This window comes from Acidovorax sp. M2(2025), from assembly GCF_049330835.1.
GTDB lineage: Bacteria > Pseudomonadota > Gammaproteobacteria > Burkholderiales > Burkholderiaceae_C > Acidovorax.
Genome location: NZ_CP186262.1, coordinates 3,860,844 through 3,878,008, shown reverse-complemented (window position 1 = coordinate 3,878,008; position 17,165 = coordinate 3,860,844). Strand labels below are relative to the sequence as shown.

Annotated in this window: 17 protein-coding genes; 9 read left to right on the top strand and 8 right to left on the bottom strand. The window is 67.0% G+C overall.

Annotated features, from left to right (window positions below; all coding sequences use genetic code 11):
• Window positions 1-46 precede the first annotated feature (46 nt).
• From ACOYR3_RS17855 to ACOYR3_RS17830, 6 genes are all read right to left on the bottom strand, one after another.
• Window positions 47-700 (bottom strand): hypothetical protein, encoded by a 654-nt coding sequence (locus ACOYR3_RS17855; protein ID WP_422843658.1) that lies wholly within the window; start codon window positions 698-700, stop codon window positions 47-49.
• Complete coding sequence (locus tag ACOYR3_RS17850; protein ID WP_422843657.1) at window positions 701-1,570, bottom strand: hypothetical protein; 870 nt, start codon at window positions 1,568-1,570, stop codon at window positions 701-703. It abuts the gene before it with no gap.
• Entirely contained in the window at window positions 1,567-2,112 is a 546-nt protein-coding gene (locus ACOYR3_RS17845) for a hypothetical protein (protein ID WP_422843656.1), read from the bottom strand. The genes ACOYR3_RS17850 and ACOYR3_RS17845 overlap by 4 nt, the downstream gene beginning before the upstream one ends.
• On the bottom strand, window positions 2,109-2,741 hold the full coding sequence (locus ACOYR3_RS17840) for a hypothetical protein (protein WP_422843655.1): 633 nt from the start codon (window positions 2,739-2,741) through the stop codon (window positions 2,109-2,111). The genes ACOYR3_RS17845 and ACOYR3_RS17840 overlap by 4 nt, the downstream gene beginning before the upstream one ends.
• Before the next feature lie 24 nt (window positions 2,742-2,765).
• A complete protein-coding gene (locus ACOYR3_RS17835) occupies window positions 2,766-3,422 on the bottom strand; it encodes a hypothetical protein (protein ID WP_422843654.1) in 657 nt (218 codons plus the stop codon).
• Between the two features lie 136 nt (window positions 3,423-3,558).
• Window positions 3,559-5,733: a hypothetical protein gene (locus ACOYR3_RS17830; protein WP_422843653.1), complete on the bottom strand. Its 2,175-nt coding sequence runs from the start codon at window positions 5,731-5,733 to the stop codon at window positions 3,559-3,561.
• 496 nt (window positions 5,734-6,229) lie between these two features.
• On the opposite strand from ACOYR3_RS17830, the gene ACOYR3_RS17825 reads away from it, so the two are divergent.
• The 8 genes from ACOYR3_RS17825 (at window position 6,230) to ACOYR3_RS17790 (ending at window position 14,314) form a co-directional block, all read left to right on the top strand.
• Complete coding sequence (locus tag ACOYR3_RS17825; RefSeq protein ID WP_422843652.1) at window positions 6,230-6,808, top strand: DNA-deoxyinosine glycosylase; 579 nt, start codon at window positions 6,230-6,232, stop codon at window positions 6,806-6,808.
• Between the two features lie 10 nt (window positions 6,809-6,818).
• Complete coding sequence (locus ACOYR3_RS17820) at window positions 6,819-7,586, top strand: spermidine synthase (RefSeq protein WP_422843651.1); 768 nt, start codon at window positions 6,819-6,821, stop codon at window positions 7,584-7,586.
• Window positions 7,587-7,625: 39 nt separating this feature from the next.
• Complete coding sequence (locus tag ACOYR3_RS17815; protein WP_422843650.1) at window positions 7,626-9,419, top strand: GspE/PulE family protein; 1,794 nt, start codon at window positions 7,626-7,628, stop codon at window positions 9,417-9,419.
• A gap of 189 nt (window positions 9,420-9,608) precedes the next feature.
• Complete coding sequence (locus tag ACOYR3_RS17810; protein ID WP_422843649.1) at window positions 9,609-10,097, top strand: tripartite tricarboxylate transporter TctB family protein; 489 nt, start codon at window positions 9,609-9,611, stop codon at window positions 10,095-10,097.
• Window positions 10,098-10,115: 18 nt separating this feature from the next.
• Window positions 10,116-11,627: a tripartite tricarboxylate transporter permease gene (locus tag ACOYR3_RS17805; RefSeq protein ID WP_422843648.1), complete on the top strand. Its 1,512-nt coding sequence runs from the start codon at window positions 10,116-10,118 to the stop codon at window positions 11,625-11,627.
• Between the two features lie 126 nt (window positions 11,628-11,753).
• Window positions 11,754-13,058 carry a DUF3422 family protein gene (locus ACOYR3_RS17800; RefSeq protein WP_422843647.1) on the top strand — a complete coding sequence of 435 codons (1,305 nt, stop codon included), beginning with the start codon at window positions 11,754-11,756 and terminating at the stop codon, window positions 13,056-13,058.
• Between the two features lie 106 nt (window positions 13,059-13,164).
• Window positions 13,165-13,362: a hypothetical protein gene (locus ACOYR3_RS17795; RefSeq protein WP_422846652.1), complete on the top strand. Its 198-nt coding sequence runs from the start codon at window positions 13,165-13,167 to the stop codon at window positions 13,360-13,362.
• Between the two features lie 22 nt (window positions 13,363-13,384).
• A complete protein-coding gene (locus tag ACOYR3_RS17790; RefSeq protein WP_422843646.1) occupies window positions 13,385-14,314 on the top strand; it encodes a DMT family transporter in 930 nt (309 codons plus the stop codon).
• A 50-nt stretch (window positions 14,315-14,364) separates the two neighbouring features.
• Here the strand turns inward: ACOYR3_RS17790 and ACOYR3_RS17785 are convergent, their stop codons facing one another.
• A complete protein-coding gene (locus tag ACOYR3_RS17785; protein WP_422843645.1) occupies window positions 14,365-15,351 on the bottom strand; it encodes a M48 family metalloprotease in 987 nt (328 codons plus the stop codon).
• Between the two features lie 17 nt (window positions 15,352-15,368).
• The gene (locus ACOYR3_RS17780; RefSeq protein ID WP_422843644.1) at window positions 15,369-15,986 is read right to left on the bottom strand and encodes an SH3 domain-containing protein; all 618 of its coding nucleotides are present in this window, start codon (window positions 15,984-15,986) and stop codon (window positions 15,369-15,371) included.
• Window positions 15,987-16,206: 220 nt separating this feature from the next.
• Between ACOYR3_RS17780 and ACOYR3_RS17775 the strand changes: the two genes are divergently transcribed.
• Window positions 16,207-17,037 (top strand): SDR family oxidoreductase, encoded by an 831-nt coding sequence (locus ACOYR3_RS17775; RefSeq protein ID WP_422843643.1) that lies wholly within the window; start codon window positions 16,207-16,209, stop codon window positions 17,035-17,037.
• Window positions 17,038-17,165: the final 128 nt, after the last annotated feature.

Genomic DNA, 17,165 nt, shown 5'->3' with positions numbered 1-17,165 from the left:
AAGCAAAACATCCTTGTGCGACCCCGAAAAGTTCTTCAACACCTGCTCAGAGCGTGGTGGCCGTGTAGGTCACGGTGTTGCCATACGTGCCTGCCAGCAAGCCTGTGGGCGCGAAGCCTGTGCTGTAGGTGAAGGTGCCCGTCATGTTGGTCATCATGGGGATGGGGGTGGTGACGGCGCCGGTGCAGGCGTCCAGACTGGTGCCCGGGTGCTGGACGGTGCCAGCGCCGCCGCTGCCCACCACAATGTCACTGCGGCCGGGCACGCCCGCAGCGGTGGCACCGCTCACCAGGGCGGTGGCGCCTGCCAGAGGGCCCAGTGTGCAGGCCAGGGTGGTGCCTGTGACGTTGGTGTAGGCGGCAACGGCCAGCGCCCCCGAGGTGGAGGTGGGGTTGGTGGTCGACGTAGTGACCATGAGGCCGGGTGCGATGCTGCCGCTGTAGGCTTGGCTGTTGCCGGCCGGGCGCACCGGGCTGAAGTCGACCGCGAAGTTCACATCGCTGACGGTGGCATCGGCGTTTCCCACGCGCAACGAAACGAACTTGCCCACCGCAATGTTGAAATTGAGCTGCACGCTGGCGCTGAGGGTGCCAAAGTTGCCCGAGACCACCTTCTGGTCCGCCCAGGCATTGCAGGCAGCCAGGCAGGCCAGCAAGGCCGTGCCCAGCTGGAGGGCCGCACGCTTGCGCAGGGCGCTCATCTACTTGAACTCCGCATTCACCTTGAAGCTCCCGTTTTCCCAATCCAGGCTGCCGGACGAGGTGATCGGGAAGGTGAACTTGGGGACTGTCTGGTCGGCCAGCGCCCGGGGTTGCAAAGCAATGGTGCGTGTCTGCCCGGGCATGATGGGGGTTCCGTCGGGCACCAGCTCGAAACGAAGGTCTCGGGCGTCCTTGGCGTCCAGCGCGCCGTCAAGCCGGCCGTGTGCCAAACCCGTGTTGCTGACGGTGACCGCGGGCAGGCGTTGCCCGTCCTGCGTGACGGTTTCCGCCTGCTGCATGCTCAGTCGGGGCTGCGCACCGTTGACGCCGACATAGACCGCCACGGCAATGCGTCCGTTGACCGGCAAGCTCAGGTTGGCAGAGCCCCCTTGCAACACGGACTCGTAGGCGGGCTGCGCGCCCTCAATGGCCAGCATGAACCGGCATTCACCCACGGCCGCATCGGAAGGCACATCGACCTGGAAGCGGAAGGCAACTTTGTCGCGGGCGCCGACTTTGACCAATCGCCGCTCCAGCGTGACCCAGGGACGGCAGCTGTCGGGGCGAAGCTCGTCGAAGAACTTCAATGCCCCGCTCTCGGAGAACGTCCAGTCCAGCGTGCGCACCGACAGTTCGGTGGACTGGCTGGACTGGTTGTAGATGTTGAGGGTCTGGCCCAGCCTTGCGCCGCTTTTGGCTTCCAGCTCAAAGCGCGACGGCGACACGGCGACATCGAAAGGCCCGCCCATTGCGGAGCCGATGCCCCCGGCCAGACAGGCCCAGGCCACCAGTCCGCGGATGAGCCGGTGGGCAAGGTGAGCGGGGCGCGAGGGACGGGAGAGAGGGGGCGTTGGGAGCAGGGAGGTCATGGTCCGACTTCAATTTCGAAATAGCATTCGACCGCCACGCCCTTCTGGGCCTGGGGCAGCAGTTCGCGCAGCGCAAACTCCATCCGAAGCGCCAGGGCTTCGTTCATGAAAGCCTGGCGCACGGGCCCGCTCCAGACGGGGATCCGGTCACCGGGGCGGCCGGAGCCTGATGCAAAGCTGCCTTCACTGCGCCAGCTGACCACCAGGCCCTGGGGGGACTTCAACACGGCGGGCAGGAGCGGGACAACCAGAAAGATCCGCGCATTTTTTCCGACGTATGGGGCGGTGGCCAGCCGGTATTCAATGCGGCCAAAATCCACAATAGCCCGCTGCGCAGCCGGGGCGCCGGGCACGTACTCGTTCAAGGGGTATCCATGCTCGGAGACCATTTGCGTCGACTGCACGATGGCCCTTGGAGAGGCCGAGTCGTCCAGCCGCACCGGGGCTGCAACGCTGTGGGAAACCGCCATGACCGCGCTGGCAGCACACAGCAGGCGGACCACCTGCCGTGACCACGGGGCTGAACGGCGCAAGGTGTTCATGGCAGGCTGGCGGTGTAGGTCACCGTGCCGGTGTACGTGCCAGCCGGGTAGGCGACGGTGTTGGCGTAGGTGAAATTCATGGTGGACGTGACGTCGACGGCACTTCCACCGCCGAAGGTGACGACAAAGTTCAGCAGGGTCTGGGTGCCGCCGCCGGCGAACGTTCCGTTTTGCAGGTCGAACGCCGCATTGGGTCCTGACGGTGCGGGCGACACCGTCCAGCTGATGGAGGAAAACGGGATCGAGTAGCCCGTGCAGTTGCCCCCCGTGCATGTCAATGCGGCTGGCGACGTCACCGTGGTGGTCATCGCCTGGGAGAGGCTGCCAATGGGCAATTGCATGGACATGCGAAAGGCCACGCCGCCACTGCTGGCGGCAATGGCGGTGCCGTTGCCCTGGATGGGCGCGGCGGCGGGCAGCGAGTTTCCGGTGCCGGGCCCGACCACATTGAACTGCACGGTATCGACACCCGCAGTGGACCCTACGCGCAAGGTCAAGGTGCGTGGGCCGAAATAACCCCCCGTGATGGTGACGACAGCCCCGGCCTGGCTGCTGGCTGCCGCCAGGCTCAGGAAGACGAAGGCCATGCGCAGATGCAGCGCGTGCGGAGAGCCGGTTGGAGTGCGCATGGCGGGGCCTCGGGGCTGCCGTTGTTACAGGGTGGTTGCCGTGTAGGTCACGGTGGTGCCGTAGGAGCCTGCGGCAATCGCGCTGGCGGTAAACGCGGTGCTGTAGGTGAACGTGCCGGACAGGGCGGTGAGGGCCGCGATGGTCGAGCTGATCGTGCCGTCGCAACTGGCCAACGAGGTACCTGGGTGCGCGGGGGTGGTGCCCGCCACCAGAATGTCCGCCGTGCCGGGCACGCCCCCAACGGTGGCGCCGGTGGCAAATGCCGTGGTGGCGCCGCCCGTTCCCGACAGTGCGCAGGTGAGTCTGGCGCCACCGGACACGTTGGTCCAGGCACCCGTGGTCAGCACGCCGGCCGTTGTCGTGGGGTTGGTGGTGGCGACCGTGGTGGCCAGCGTCGGTGCAATAGCGCCGGTGTAAGGCAGGGAGTTGCCTGGAGCGCCCGCGACGGCCGGGGTCACGCCGTAGGTGAAGACAACGTCGCTGATGGTCGCGTCGGCCGCGCCCACCCGCAGAATGACGGTCTTGGGCACGGTCACCCGCACGTTCACGCGCGCCGTCGCGATCGCAGGCGTTGCGCCCGCATTCTGGATGCCGATGGTTTGCTCGGCGTGGCCCAGGCTGGTGGCGAGTGCCAGGACGGCGCCCAGGACGAGGGATGGCTTGTGGATTTGCTTGATCATTGCGATTTCCTTGTGTTGACGAGTTGCATATAACTACCGGGTGTCCGCAAGCAACGCCATGCCGTTGACAACCCTCTCGCGTGTGCCCCCTGAAACTCGGAAGGGGTCGGTGGCACACCGTTGCTCCTGCGCGGCATCACTCTCCTCCTACCCGGATGACCGGGATACGTGGGTAGCTAGTGCCGCGCAAGGGAACCTCTACGCTGTTGTCACGGGCCTGCGTGGCGCCCCAGGGCAGGGGGACGCTTTCGGGCCGCAATGACAGACGGTGGCCACCCGCGGCCACCATCGGAAACTCGAATTGGCCGGCCGCATTGGTCACAGCCCGATAACGGCCGTCCAGGAAGACTTCAACGTTGGGAACGCCGTCTTCGCTGGCCTGTTGTTCTCCATCGTTGTTGGCATCAAAGAACACGGTGCCCCGGATGCTCCCGCCGCCCGCACCGCGGGCCTCCCCCTGGCCTGCGACACGCAGGGCTTCGCCGCTGCTGCCGTCCCAGCGCAGGTAGATGTAGGCCGACTTGTCGTTGCTGCGGCTGACCAGCGGCGTGGGTAGGCCCGTGAGGGTTTGCGTTTCGATGCGGGCCTGGTTGAGCTGGATCGAGGCGCCCAGGTGCCAGCCGGCGCTCAACTGCGCTTCGGTATTCACGCTGCCCGAAAGCCCACGGCTGGTGGCCAGATTTCCGCTTCGGGAGGTATAGCGCAGCGTCCCCCCGAGGTTCCAGGTGGGGTTGATCCAAAAGCGTGCCATGACGCTTGCGGTCGGGTACGTCTGGGGGGTGTTGCCACCGCGGTCGCGTGCCAGGCCCAGCGTGGTGGTGAGTTCGGGGCGCTGGGTCTCGTACTTGCCGCGGATCCAGTCCTGCTCCCACTCGACTTCTTCCCCTGTGGCTTGCGTATCGTTGGCCACCAGCGCCTGGTTGCGCCAAAGGTTCACCCGCAGTCGGGTCGGGGCCCAGTCCATGAAGCGCGTCTGGTAGAAGCCGCTGGCCTGCAGGCTGCGCTGTCCGTTGGGCGCGCTATCTGACGCGCTGAAGCGGCGCAGGGAGGTCCAGTGGCCGTTCACGCCGATCAGGTTGTGGCGGTCAATGCGGTAGTTCAGGTTGCTATCCAGGCCCCATTGCCGCGCGTTGTAGCGGGCGGGGTCGTGGCCTGGGTTGTATTGCACCGCGTCGAGGCCTACGCCCCAGGACAAGCGGGCGGAATTGCCATCGACGCGCCAGTACGCACCGCGGTTAGCGGAGGCCACGGGGTTGTCGCCGAAACGCAGGTTGGGGCCGGCCTGGTAGAGGCCGAATTCGTGCCGCAGCCCGGCGACCCGCCAGGCACCGTCGATGTAGGCGCCGGCTGCACCGTTGTTCCTGCCTGCAATGGAGGCGCTGGTCTGGCTGTGCAGCAAGACCAGGCGGAGCCGGTAGTCCCCGTCCTTGACCGGATCAACCCCGTAACCCACGGCGGCTGCGAAGGAGGACACGTCCTCCCGGGACGCCAACCCCTGTCCGTACGCGGAGCCCGCCGCGTAGTCGCTGGAGGTTTGCGCAACACCGTGGGCCTGGTTGATTTGCAGGCCTGCGAAATAGCCGTTGCTCCAGCGCCGGCTGGACCCCAGCCACGCCAACGTTCCGCCGCTGGACTCAAAGCCGGCGAAGGGCCCGCCGACCAGCCGGCCTCGCTGACCGAGCCCGGCGGAGACGTCGAAATCAGGGCCGTAAACGCGGGTGGCGGTGCCGCGCAGCGCACTGGTGCCCAAAGACAAGCGGTAGTTGCGCTGAAGCGCGTCGGTGGCTTCGCTGTACTGGTCTCCCAGCGTTGTGTCTGCAAACACCTGGTGGCCCAGCGGTAGCGCGTAATTTCGCAAGGTCAGCCGCTCGCTGCTGCGTTGGAGGCCATAGCCCAGAGGCTCGCTGGTGAACTCGGAGTCGCCCTGGCGCTGGCGGGTGTCCATCAGCAGGCTCCACTCGCCGTGGTTGAAGGTCTGCAGCGTGTACTGGCTATGCAGACCCCACTCGCTGGCGCGCGAGTGCCATCCTTCGCTGCCACCGCTGCTTGAAAAGCCATACCGTGCTTCAAGTCCGTAGGTGCGCAGCCCGAGGGGGGAGGCGGCTGCTGAAGCTTGTTCGTCGGGGCTTGGCATGGCGGCGTCGCCGGATTCCATGAATTTGTCTTGGTAGGCCGCAGGTTGGCTGGCCAACTGCTTGCGCAGTCGTTCTTGCTCTGTTTCAAACCGATCGAGCGACTGAATCTGAGCGACGGTCGTGCCTGCCTCTGCAGCGCGGGCGTTGCTGGCCAGCACCCCGATAAACGACATCAAGGCGAGCAGAGGCCACCCACCGGGCCGATCAAGGCACGGGCGTGGTTTCAGCGGATGCCGTGCCGGTACGCAACTCACCATGGACTCACATCTATCGAGGCGCTGGTTTTGCTGGCGGGCAGCGCTGACGAAAAATCGCTTTAACTTTGGATAATAAAAATGCTAATGGTGTTGCTGGGCAGCTGAATACGCTGCACGGCATCGAAAATCTTCTTGGGGTTACTGCGGTGTGTTACAAAACGGCAGACCAATCGAGGCGCAAACATATGCTGCCGAGATTCGTGCGTAGAATACCTGGAGTAATATTTCGGCATTCTCAACAATTGCAAATTTCGCCAATTAACATTAATTTAAAATCTGGCGGCATATTGATATATGCCAATTGACATTGGTCAATAATCTGTCAATCGATATTTGTTGTATTTCAAGGGGGGCTTCTCAGGCTCTTAGAAGGTGCGCCACCGGCACCATGCGCGTTCGGTCCAGAATCGGCCCCATGTTGGAAATCCCTGCGCCTTGGCCTGAGCCCGCTGCCACCGGCACCCGGTGGCAGGGGTTGCCGCCTGTAGCCTCCGACGCCACCGTGGTGCTCGTGCTGGGCAGCTTTCCCAGCGTGGCCTCGCTGCGGGCCCAGCAGTACTACGGCCACCCGCAGAACCAGTTCTGGCGAATACTGCAGGCGCTGTGGCCCCAGCATCCCCTGCCGCCGGCTGCGGGGCATTACGCGCAGCGGTGCGCCTGGCTGCTGGAGCGCCGCCTGGGTGTGTGGGACGTGTACGCCAGTTGCGAGCGCCAGGGCAGCCTGGACAGCGCGATACGCCAGGCGCAAGTCAACGACTTCCACCACCTGCTGCAGGCCTGTCCGTCCCTGGCGGCCATCGCGCACAATGGTGCACAAAGCTACAAGCACGCGCCGGCGGTGCTGCGCAGCCTGCAGGAGGCCGGCGGGACCGCCTCGGTGCGGCAGCTTGAATCCGTTAAGCTGCCTTCCACCAGCCCCGCCAACGCCGCCTGGAGCTTCGAACGCAAACTGGCCGCCTGGGGGGCGTTGATGGCGGCCCACGGCCTGCTCTGACTGTTGATGAATGACCCGAAAAAAAGAAAAAACCCAAGAACTGCCTGAAGTCAGCGTGTCCGACGATGGCGAGGTCCGCCACCTGCACCTGGGAACGCCCTGGATCCAGGGCTCCATGCGCATTGCCGAACCGTTCGCGCTGGAGCTGGAATACGTGCAGCGCATGATGGCCTGGCTGCTGTTTGCCGACCTCTCCCAGGTGAGCAAGGGGCACGCCATGCAGCTGGGCCTGGGGGCGGGCGCCCTGACCAAGTTCTGCTACAAGAAGCTGCGCATCTGCACCACGGCGATCGAGCTCAATCCCCAGGTGCTGGCCGTCTGCCGGCACTGGTTCAAGCTGCCGCCCGACGGCCCCAAGCTGCGCGTGGTGCTGGCCAACGCCGCGCAGGAGATCAGGAACCCCATGTGGCAGGGCACGGTCGACGCCCTGGCGGTGGACCTCTACGACCACGAGGCTGCCGCGCCGGTGCTGGACAGCCCGGACTTCTATGCCGACTGCCGCGCACTGCTGACCGAGACGGGCTGCATGACCGTGAACCTGTTCGGCCGGTCTTCCAGCTTTGACCGCAGCCTGCAGAGCATGGCGGCGGCGTTTGGCGAGCAGGCCCTGTGGGCCTTCAAGCCCACCCGGGAGGGCAACACCGTGGTGCTGGCCCAGAAGACGCCTTCGCGCCCCAAGCGCGCGCTGCTGGCCGAGCAGGCCGAAGCTATCCAGGCGCGGTGGGAGCTGCCCGCCACCAAGTGGCTGCGAGTGTTCAAGCCCGTGGTGGCCGTGTAGTCGCCGCTGGCCTGTGACCGTGTTCCGGAAAGGTTTTTGATGAAAGCAACCCCCGTTTCTTCGGACGGCAGCGCCGCGCGCCCCTTCGTGGGGCCGCTGCACTGGCGGCATGTGGTGCAGTGGCTCAGCGACGACGGGGTCATCTCGCACGAAGAGGCGCAGCGCACCATTGCCCGCTGTTCGCAGGCCGAAAGCTCGCAGCACGCCCTGGTGCGCCTGGCCAATGTGGCGATGGAGCGCGTCAGCGACGGCAAGCCGCTGGACATCGAATCCCTCACGGAGTACCTGGCCAAGCGCTCGGGCCTGCCGTACTTGCGCATCGACCCGCTGAAGGTGGATGTGGGCCGCGTCTCCGACACCATGAGCGCCACCTATGCGGAGCGGCACAAGGTGCTGCCCGTGCAGGTGACCACCAAGGAGGTGGTGGTGGCCACGGCCGAGCCGTTCATCGACGACTGGGTGGCCGAAGTGGAGCGCCAGTCGCGCCGCACGGTGCGCCGGGTGGTGGCCAACCCGCTGGACATCCACCGCTTCACCGCGGAATTCTTCGCCCTGGCCAAGTCGGTGCGTGCCGCGCAGAAGGCGGGGGGCAACGCGGGCGGCAGCAGCTTCGAGCAGCTGGTGGAGCTGGGAAAGAGCAACAAGCAGCTCGACGCCAACGACCAGGGCGTGGTCAAGGTGGTGGACTGGCTGTGGCAGTACGCCTTCGACCAGCGCGCGAGCGACATCCACCTGGAGCCCCGGCGCGACCAGGGCGTGATCCGCTTTCGCATCGACGGCGTGCTGCACCCGGTCTACCAGATGCCCATGGGCGTGCACAACGCCATGGTCTCGCGCATCAAGCTGCTGGGCCGCATCGACGTGGTGGAAAAGCGCCGCCCGCAGGACGGCCGCATCAAGACCCGCAACCAGCGCGGCGACGAGGTGGAAATGCGCCTGTCCACGCTGCCCACCGCCTTTGGCGAAAAGATGGTGATGCGGATCTTCGACCCCGACAACGCGGTGAAGGACCTGGACGCGCTGGGCTTTTCGCAGCACGACGCCGAGCGCTGGGAAGCCCTGGTCAAGCGGCCCCACGGCATCGTGCTGGTGACCGGACCCACCGGCTCGGGCAAGACCACCACGCTGTACTCCACCTTGAAGCGCGTCGCCACCGAAGAGGTGAACGTCAGCACGGTGGAAGACCCCATTGAAATGATCGAGCCCAGCTTCAACCAGACGCAGGTGCAGCCGCAGCTCGATTTCAATTTCGCCGAAGGGCTGCGCGCCCTGATGCGCCAGGACCCGGACATCATCATGGTGGGCGAAATCCGCGACCTGGAGACGGCCGAGATGGCGATCCAGGCGGCGCTGACCGGGCACCTGGTCTTCTCCACGCTGCACACCAACGACGCGCCCTCGGCCATCACCCGCATGATGGAGCTGGGCGTGCCGCCGTACCTGATCAATGCCACGCTGCTGGGCGTGCTGGCCCAGCGGCTGGTGCGCACGCTGTGCAAGCAGTGCAAGCAAAAGGACGACACCGCGCAGCGCGAGATGCTGCTGGCCGCCGTCAAGCCCTGGAAGCTCGGCGGCGGCTACCACCCCTACAAGCCTGTGGGCTGTGTGGACTGCCGCATGAGCGGCTTCCGCGGCCGCATGGGCTTGTACGAGCTGCTCACCGTCACCGAGGCGCTCAAGGAAAAGATCAACCAGGCCCCTTCCATCGACATGCTGCGCCGCCAGGCCGTGCACGATGGCATGCGGCCGCTGCGCCTGGCGGGCGCGCTGCGGGTGGCCGAGGGCGTGACCACGCTGGACGAGGTGATCACCGCCACGCCGCCGCTGGAATGACGGGCTGAGACGGCCGGGAACGCGCTGGCAACCCCCGCCAGGCGGGGGCCGGCGGATGCCTCGGGCGGGGCCGATTGCGCTACAGGCGACGGCGCCGGGACGTTACGGGATGTAGGTGGAATCCACATCCGTGCGCACCCCGGTTGACCTCACAATCGCGCAGTCGAGAATTCCGTCAAGGAGACATTCGTGAAAATCAAGAGTCAAAGAGACTTTTTTTCCGGCCTCATGTTCATGGGCGTCGGAGTGGCGTTTGCGTGGGGAGCCACCACGTACAACGTCGGCAACGGCGCGCGCATGGGCCCCGGCTACTTTCCCCTGTTGCTGGGGATCTTGCTGGCGTTGATCGGCTCCCTGATCACGTTCAAGGCGCTGACCGTCGAAACGCAGGATGGGGACAAGATCGGCAAGTGGGCCTGGAAGCCGCTGTTCTTCATCCTTGCGGCCAATTTCGCCTTCGGCATCTTGCTGGGCGGATTGCCCAGCGTGGGCATCCCCGCCATGGGGCTCATCGTGGGAATCTACGCGCTGACGTTCATCGCCAGCCTGGCGGGCCATGAATTCAATGCCAAGGCCGTGTTCATTCTGGCCACGGTACTCGCCGTGGGCAGCTACGTGGCATTCGTCTGGGCACTCAAGCTGCAGTTCCCTGTGTGGCCGAGTTTCATCACGGGTTGAGCAGCAGGAGTACCGACCATGGATTTGTTTAACAACCTGGCGATGGGTTTTGGCGTCGCGTTCACGTTCCAGAACCTCATCTACTGTTTCGTCGGCTGCCTGCTGGGCACCCTGATCGGCGTGCTGCCGGGCATCGGCCCCGTGGCCACCATCGCCATGCTGCTGCCGGCCACCTACGCGCTGCCTCCCGTGGCCGCGCTGATCATGCTGGCCGGTATCTATTACGGCGCGCAATACGGCGGCTCCACCACCGCCATCCTGGTGAACCTGCCCGGCGAATCGTCGTCGGTGGTGACGGTGATTGACGGCTACCAGATGGCCCGCAAGGGCCGTGCCGGCCCTGCGCTGGCGGCGGCCGGCCTGGGCTCGTTCTTCGCAGGTTGCGTGGGCACGCTGATCCTGGCGGCCTTTGCGCCCCCGCTGACCGAAGTGGCCTTCAAGTTCGGCCCGGCGGAATACTTCTCGCTGATGGTCCTGGGCCTGATCGGCGCCGTGGTGCTGGCATCGGGCTCGCTGCTCAAGGCCGTGGCCATGATCGTGCTGGGCCTGCTCATGGGCCTGGTGGGGACCGACGTGAACTCGGGCGTGGCCCGTTTCAGCTTCGACATTCCTGAACTGACCGACGGCATCGGGTTCGTGACCATTGCCATGGGCGTGTTCGGCTACGGCGAGATCATTGCCAACCTGGCCCGTCCCGACGACGACCGCGAAGTGTTCACCGCCAAGGTGCAGGGCCTGTTCCCGACCAAGGACGACTTCAAGCGCATGATTCCCGCCGTTTTGCGCGGCACCAGCCTCGGGGCAGCCCTGGGCATCCTGCCTGGCGGTGGTGCACTGCTGGCGGCTTTCGCGGCCTACACGGTCGAGAAGAAGACCAAGCTGAGCCCCGGTGAGGTGCCGTTCGGCCAGGGCAACATCCGCGGCGTGGCAGCGCCCGAGTCCGCCAACAATGCCGGCTCGCAGACCTCCTTCATTCCGCTGCTGACGCTGGGCATTCCGCCCAATGCCGTGATGGCGCTGATGGTGGGCGCCATGACCATCCACAACATCCAGCCCGGCCCGCAGGTGATGACCAGCAACCCCGAGCTGTTCTGGGGCCTGATCGCCTCGATGTGGCTGGGCAATGCCATGCTGGTGATCCTGAACCTGCCGCTGATCGGCATCTGGATCAAGCTGCTCACGGTGCCGTACCGCTGGCTGTTCCCGTCCATCGTGCTGTTCTGCGCGGTGGGCGTGTACTCCACCAACAACAACACCTGGGATATCTGGATGGTGGGCGGGTTTGGCCTGATCGGCTATATCTTCCACAAGCTGGGCACGGAGCCTGCGCCCCTGCTGCTGGGCTTCATCCTGGGGCCGATGATGGAAGAGAACCTGCGCCGGGCGCTGCTGCTGTCGCGTGGCGACTGGAGCGTGTTTGTCACGCGCCCCCTGTCTGCGGGCCTGCTGGCCGCTGCCGCCCTGCTGCTCATCATCGTGCTGCTGCCGGCCGTGAAGAACAAGCGGGAAGAGGCCTTCGTCGAGGACTGACCCCCGAACAGGGCGGCTTGCCGCCCCGTTGGAAACCCACGGCGCCTTCGGGCGCCGTTGTTTTTTGGTGATCCGGGCCGTCGGTGCGCCGTGCGCGGCAGTACACAATGGCGGGCAGAGGTCCGCATGTCCACGCCACTGCATCTGTCCCAGCATCCCCACCGGGTGGTGCTGCACAACGAAATCCACGCGCGCCCGCCCGAGGCCATGGCGGCACCGCTGGCCATTGCCCACGTCGTGATGCTGGCCGACGCGGCGCAGCGCGATGCGAGCCGTGCGCACATTGCGGCGCTGCTGCGCGACCACCACCTGGCCTTGCCGGACGCGCACACCACCCACCTGCGCATGGACCTGGGCGCCTACCGCATCCGGTGGGAACTGCACACCGAGTTTGTGTCCTGGACCTTCATGGTGCCGCTGGCGGCCGAGGCGTTCGGGGAGCGCGAGCCCGCCAGTGCCGTGGACGCCGTGCCGAGCGGCTGGCTGGCGGCCTTGCCGGGCCAATGCCTTTGCAGCCTGAACCTGTGGGTGCTGCCCACGCAGACCTTCGGCTCGGGCTCGCTGGTCAAGCATGTGCTGCACGAAGACACGCTGGTCGCGTCCACCGTGGCCGACGGGTATGGCGAGGTCTACACGGACTTTGCCATCCATGCCGACGGCTTCTCGCGCATGGTGCTGCTGGCCGGCGGCATGGCGCCGCGCCGACTGGGCCGCCTGGTGCAGCGCCTGCTGGAGATCGAGACCTACCGCATGGCCGCCCTGCTGGGGCTGCCGGCCGCGCGCGAGGCCGCAACCGTGCTGGCCTTCGCCGAGCGGGAGCTGGCCGCGCTGGCCGATGCCATCCGCACGGCCAACCGCGATGACGAGCCCGCCCTGCTGGACCGGCTGACGCGGCTGGCCGGGCAGGTGGAGAGCCAGTACGCCGCCACGCACTCGCGCTTCTCGGCCAGCAGCGCCTATTTCGAATTGCTGGACCGGCGCATCGAAGACATCGCCGAGTCGCGCCTGGCGGGCCTGCAGACCATCCGCGAGTTCATGGACCGGCGGCTCACCCCCGCGCGCAGCACCTGCGAATGGGCCACGCGCCGGCAAGATGCGTTGTCGCAGCGGGTCTCGCGCATGAGCAACCTGCTGCGCACGCGGGTGGAGATCGAGCAGCAGCAAAGCAGCCAGGCCCTGCTGGCCACCATGAACCACCGCCAGGATCTGCAGCTCAAGCTGCAGTCCACCGTGGAGGGGCTGTCGGTCGCGGCCATCACCTACTACATCGTGGGGCTGGTGAGCTACCTTGCCAAGGCGGCGCAGAAGCTGGGCTGGCCGTGGTCCGCCGAAACGACGGCGGCCGTGGCGATCCCGGTGGTGGCGGCCGGGGTGTGGTGGTCGCTGCGGCGGCTGCACCACCGCATGTTCCACCGGGCTGCGCAGCGCTGACCCCGGGGGCGGTGCGGTGCGGCGGCCGGGCACGTACCGAAAGCCAGAGCGCCACGGGCCGGGCCGACAGTCCGGCCTGTCCGCGCGGGGGGCCGAGCCATCGCCCATGGAGGTGACTCCCGCGCAAATGCTCGATGACGCGGGCTGGGCGTCCCGTGCCAAACTCATCGGCACGCACCCGGCGCAGGATTTCGCAGCAGGCAATCCGGCCCAAGGCGGCACCATCTGCCGCATGGCCGCCGACGAGGCCGCCGGGCGGTCCGCGCCGCGATGGCCACACGGCGGCCACACGGCGGGCTATTGATGCACAAGGATTTGGATAAAAAGTGTCTGTAACCCAATCTGGGCAAGCGCAAGAAGCTAGCAAAAATGTAGCAACAGGCCTCACGCTCGCGCTGCTGGGCTCGATCGCTTTCAGTGGCAAGGCCATCATCGTCAAGCTGGCGTACCGCTACGGCGTGGATGCCGTCACGCTGATCATGTACCGCATGCTGTTCGCGCTGCCCATCTTTGCCGTGATGGCCTGGTGGGCCAGCCGAGGCCAGCCGCCGCTGTCCCGGCGGGACTGGCTGGGCGTGCTCGGGCTGGGGGTGACGGGGTACTACCTGGCGAGCTTTCTGGACTTCGCCGGCCTGGCCTACATCAGCGCGAGCCTGGAGCGGCTCATCCTGTACCTCAACCCCACGCTCGTGGTGATGCTGGGCTGGGTGCTGTACCGGCGCGGCATCGGCTGGGGGCAGGCCCTGGGCATGCTGATCAGCTACGGCGGCGTGGTGCTGGTGTTTGGCCACGAGGCCAATCTGCAGGGCTCCCACGCGGCCTGGGGCGCGCTGCTGGTCTTCCTGAGCGCGATCAGCTACGCCATCTACCTCGTCTACAGCGGCGAGATGGTGCGGCGCCTGGGCTCGCTGCGGCTGGTCGGGCTGGCCACCACCGTGGCCTGCCTGTGCTGCCTGCTGCAGTTCGTGGTGTTGCGGCCGCTGAGCGCGGCGGTGGTGGCGCCGCAGGTGATCTGGCTGTCGGTGCTCAACGCCACGCTGTGCACCGCAGCGCCGGTGCTGATGGTGATGATGGCGATCGAGCGGGTGGGCGCGGGCATGACGGCCCAGACCGGCATGGTCGGCCCGCTGTCCACCATCCTCATGGGCATCTGGATCCTGGGCGAGCCGTTCACCGTGTGGGTGGCGGCCGGCACGGCGCTGGTCATCGCGGGCATCTTCGTGTTCACCCGCATGGCGCGGCGCCAGGCACCGTGACCCCTGCGGGCGTCGCGGCAGGGGCCGTCTTCTTGCGGCCCTAGGGTGCCTTAGCCGGCCTTCTTGGCGCCAGGGCGGCCGCCGGGCGCGGGCGCTGCCCCGTTGGCCGGGGTGGCTGCGGCGCCGCCCAGGCGTTGCGCAATGGGCGTGCGCGACCCGCCGAGTCCGTCGAACTGCCGGCCCATGGATTGCTCCAGATAGTCCAGCCGGGCCTGTGCCGGCGGGTGGGTGGACATGGTGAAGGTGAACATCGGGTTGTCCGGCGCCACCGTGCGCAGCTGCTGCAGCACCGACACCAGACCGTACGGGTCGAAGCCCGACCGGGCGGCCAGCGACACCCCGGTGCGGTCGGCCTCGAACTCGTCGGTCTGGCTCAGGCCCTTGGTGTACACGGTGCGGAACAGCGACAGCAACTGGTCTTTCACCAACTGCCCGGCCATGTTGTTGGTGCGCAGTTGCGACGCCAGCACCTGCGTGCCCAGCCCCGCCATGGCGCTTTGGCGGATGGCTTGCAGGTGGTGCTTGGCGGTGACGTGCGTCACCTCGTGCGCCAGGATGCCTGCCAGCTCCGACTCGTCCGCGCAGCGGTCCACGAGCCCCTTGGTCACGAACACATAGCCGCCCGGCGCGGCGAACGCGTTGTAGCCCGCGTCATCGAGCACGACAAAGGTCCAGGGCAGGCCGGGCCGTGGCGACTGCAGGCTGATCCAGCGGCCCAGGCGGTTGACGTAGCGCTGCAGCGCCGCGTCCGGGTGCGCGGGCTTGGCGCCCAGCAGCAGGGCGGCCAGCTGGCGGCCGATCTCGATCTCCTTGGCCTCATCGATGTTCTCCATCGACTGGGTCAGCAGGCTGATCAGGTCGTCGCCCTGTGCTGCGGCGGCGGGCTTGTTGCCGGTGATGGCCGACCCCAGGCCGCCGCCCAGGGAGTTCAGCAGGTTCATCACGTTCTGGCTGTGTGCCGCCAGGGGGGCTGCCGCCAGGGCTGCGCACAGGGCGGCCACGCGGGCAGGGCGCTTCCAGGGGGAATTGCGGTTCATGGGCGTGTCCTCGTCGTTCAGTTGGCACTGTAGTTGGGGTCGGACGGGTTGCCGGAGCCGCTGCCGCTGCCGCCCCCGCGGCTGGAGGTGGGCAGCGCCGGCTGCGCCAGGGCGGGCACCTCGCGGGGCTGCAACGCGGCCGCGCTGGCGAACTGCCGCGCCTGGTCCGCATTCACCCGCAGGCCCTCTGCCTGGCCGACGGCGGCCGGGTTGGGCTGCGCGTTGGCAATGTCCTCGGCGCCCAGGCCGCGGATGCCCACCGTGGAGGTGGCGGTGGTGGTGGCGCCGCTGTTGCCGCCAAACAGGCCGCCCAGGCTGCGCAGGCCGCTGGTGGCTGCGTTGTTGCCGGGCGCGGCCGCGCCCGACTGCGGGCCCAGGTCGAACATGTGGACCCAGCCCGTGGCGCCCTGCGCCGTGCTCACGCGGGTCCAGGCTCCCTTGCGCTCGTTGCTGCGCGTCACCACGGTGTTGGCCTCCAGCGGCGCCACGCTGGCGCCTGTTTCAGCCGGGGCGTCCCGCAACTGGGTTGCGCGCTTGACGACGGCGGCTTCCTGCGCCTGCGCGCCGCCGCTCACGGAAGCCAGTACGGCCCAGGCCAGCCCAGCGGCCCAGGCTCCACGGTGCAGCCAGTTCATGATGCAACTCCCAACGTATGATGATTTGTGAGAACGTGTTGACGCCTTGACGCCACTTCGCTGGCATCATCCGCCCGCGCCAGCCAGCAGTGGCGCGCGGCGCAAGGACCAGGGCGGGCGCAATGGATGGAAGAAAGCGGATTTCTGCAGACCCTGCAGAGCAGTCCGCACCCTCGGAACACAGGGCTGCAGGCGCAGTCGTCAGAAAACGGAGATTGTTATGGATTTGTGTATTGCAGGCAAATGGGCGCTGGTGTGCGGCGCCAGCAAGGGGTTGGGCTTTGGGTGCGCGCAGGCGCTGGTGCGCGAAGGCGTGAACGTGGTCATCAATGCCCGCAACGCCGACGCCTTGCACGCGGCAGCTTCACAATTGATAGCTGAAAGCGAAGCAGCCGCCAGCGCTGGCGGCCAAAAACTGCCGCAGGCCAAGGTGCTGGCCGTGGCCGCAGACATCACCACGGCCGAGGGGCGTGCCGCCGTGTTTTCCGTGGAAGGCGGGCCGGGCCGCGACTTCGACATCGTGGTCACCAACGCGGGCGGCCCCCCCACCGGCGATTTCCGGGACTGGGACCGCGACGCCTGGATCCGGGCCGTGGACGCGAACATGCTCACGCCCATCGCGCTCATCCAGGCCACGGTGGATGGCATGGCCGCGCGGGGCTTCGGCCGCATCGTCAACATCACCTCCAGCGCGGTGAAGGCGCCCATCGACATCCTGGGGCTTTCCAACGGCGCGCGCAGCGGGCTGACCGGCTTCGTGGCCGGCGTGGCGCGCAGCCGCATCGCGGCGCGCGGGGTGACCATCAACAACCTCTTGCCCGGCAAGTTCGACACCGACCGCCTGGCGGCCACGGTGACGGCGGCAGCGGGCAAGACTGGACAGCGCGTGGAGGACGTGCGCCAGGCCCAGCAGGCGCAGATCCCGGCCGGCCGCTACGGCACGGCGCAGGAGTTCGGGGCGATCTGCGCGTTCCTGTGCAGCCAGCACGCGGCCTACATCACGGGGCAGAACGTGCTGGCGGACGGCGGGGCGTATCCGGGCACGTTTTGAGCGGCCCGGCGTCTTGCCCCACCATGGTGCGGCGGGAGGCGGTTCTTTCTGGGCGTGGTGTTTTGCTGACAGCCCGCCCGCAGGGGCGAAAATTGTGAAGAATGCTTTTCTCGCGCACCTCTCCAAGA

Excerpts from the sequence above, each read along its gene's own strand:
- ACOYR3_RS17855 (WP_422843658.1), bottom strand. The coding sequence starts at position 700 with ATGAGCGCCCTGCGCAAGCGTGCGGCCCTCCAGCTGGGCACGGCCTTG.
- ACOYR3_RS17850 (WP_422843657.1), bottom strand. The coding sequence starts at position 1,570 with ATGACCTCCCTGCTCCCAACGCCCCCTCTCTCCCGTCCCTCGCGCCCC.
- ACOYR3_RS17845 (WP_422843656.1), bottom strand. The coding sequence starts at position 2,112 with ATGAACACCTTGCGCCGTTCAGCCCCGTGGTCACGGCAGGTGGTCCGC.
- ACOYR3_RS17840 (WP_422843655.1), bottom strand. The coding sequence starts at position 2,741 with ATGCGCACTCCAACCGGCTCTCCGCACGCGCTGCATCTGCGCATGGCC.
- ACOYR3_RS17835 (WP_422843654.1), bottom strand. The coding sequence starts at position 3,422 with ATGATCAAGCAAATCCACAAGCCATCCCTCGTCCTGGGCGCCGTCCTG.
- ACOYR3_RS17825 (WP_422843652.1), top strand. The coding sequence starts at position 6,230 with ATGTTGGAAATCCCTGCGCCTTGGCCTGAGCCCGCTGCCACCGGCACC.
- ACOYR3_RS17820 (WP_422843651.1), top strand. The coding sequence starts at position 6,819 with ATGACCCGAAAAAAAGAAAAAACCCAAGAACTGCCTGAAGTCAGCGTG.
- ACOYR3_RS17815 (WP_422843650.1), top strand. The coding sequence starts at position 7,626 with ATGAAAGCAACCCCCGTTTCTTCGGACGGCAGCGCCGCGCGCCCCTTC.
- ACOYR3_RS17805 (WP_422843648.1), top strand. The coding sequence starts at position 10,116 with ATGGATTTGTTTAACAACCTGGCGATGGGTTTTGGCGTCGCGTTCACG.
- ACOYR3_RS17800 (WP_422843647.1), top strand. The coding sequence starts at position 11,754 with ATGTCCACGCCACTGCATCTGTCCCAGCATCCCCACCGGGTGGTGCTG.
- ACOYR3_RS17795 (WP_422846652.1), top strand. The coding sequence starts at position 13,165 with ATGGAGGTGACTCCCGCGCAAATGCTCGATGACGCGGGCTGGGCGTCC.
- ACOYR3_RS17785 (WP_422843645.1), bottom strand. The coding sequence starts at position 15,351 with ATGAACCGCAATTCCCCCTGGAAGCGCCCTGCCCGCGTGGCCGCCCTG.
- ACOYR3_RS17780 (WP_422843644.1), bottom strand. The coding sequence starts at position 15,986 with ATGAACTGGCTGCACCGTGGAGCCTGGGCCGCTGGGCTGGCCTGGGCC.
- ACOYR3_RS17775 (WP_422843643.1), top strand. The coding sequence starts at position 16,207 with ATGGATTTGTGTATTGCAGGCAAATGGGCGCTGGTGTGCGGCGCCAGC.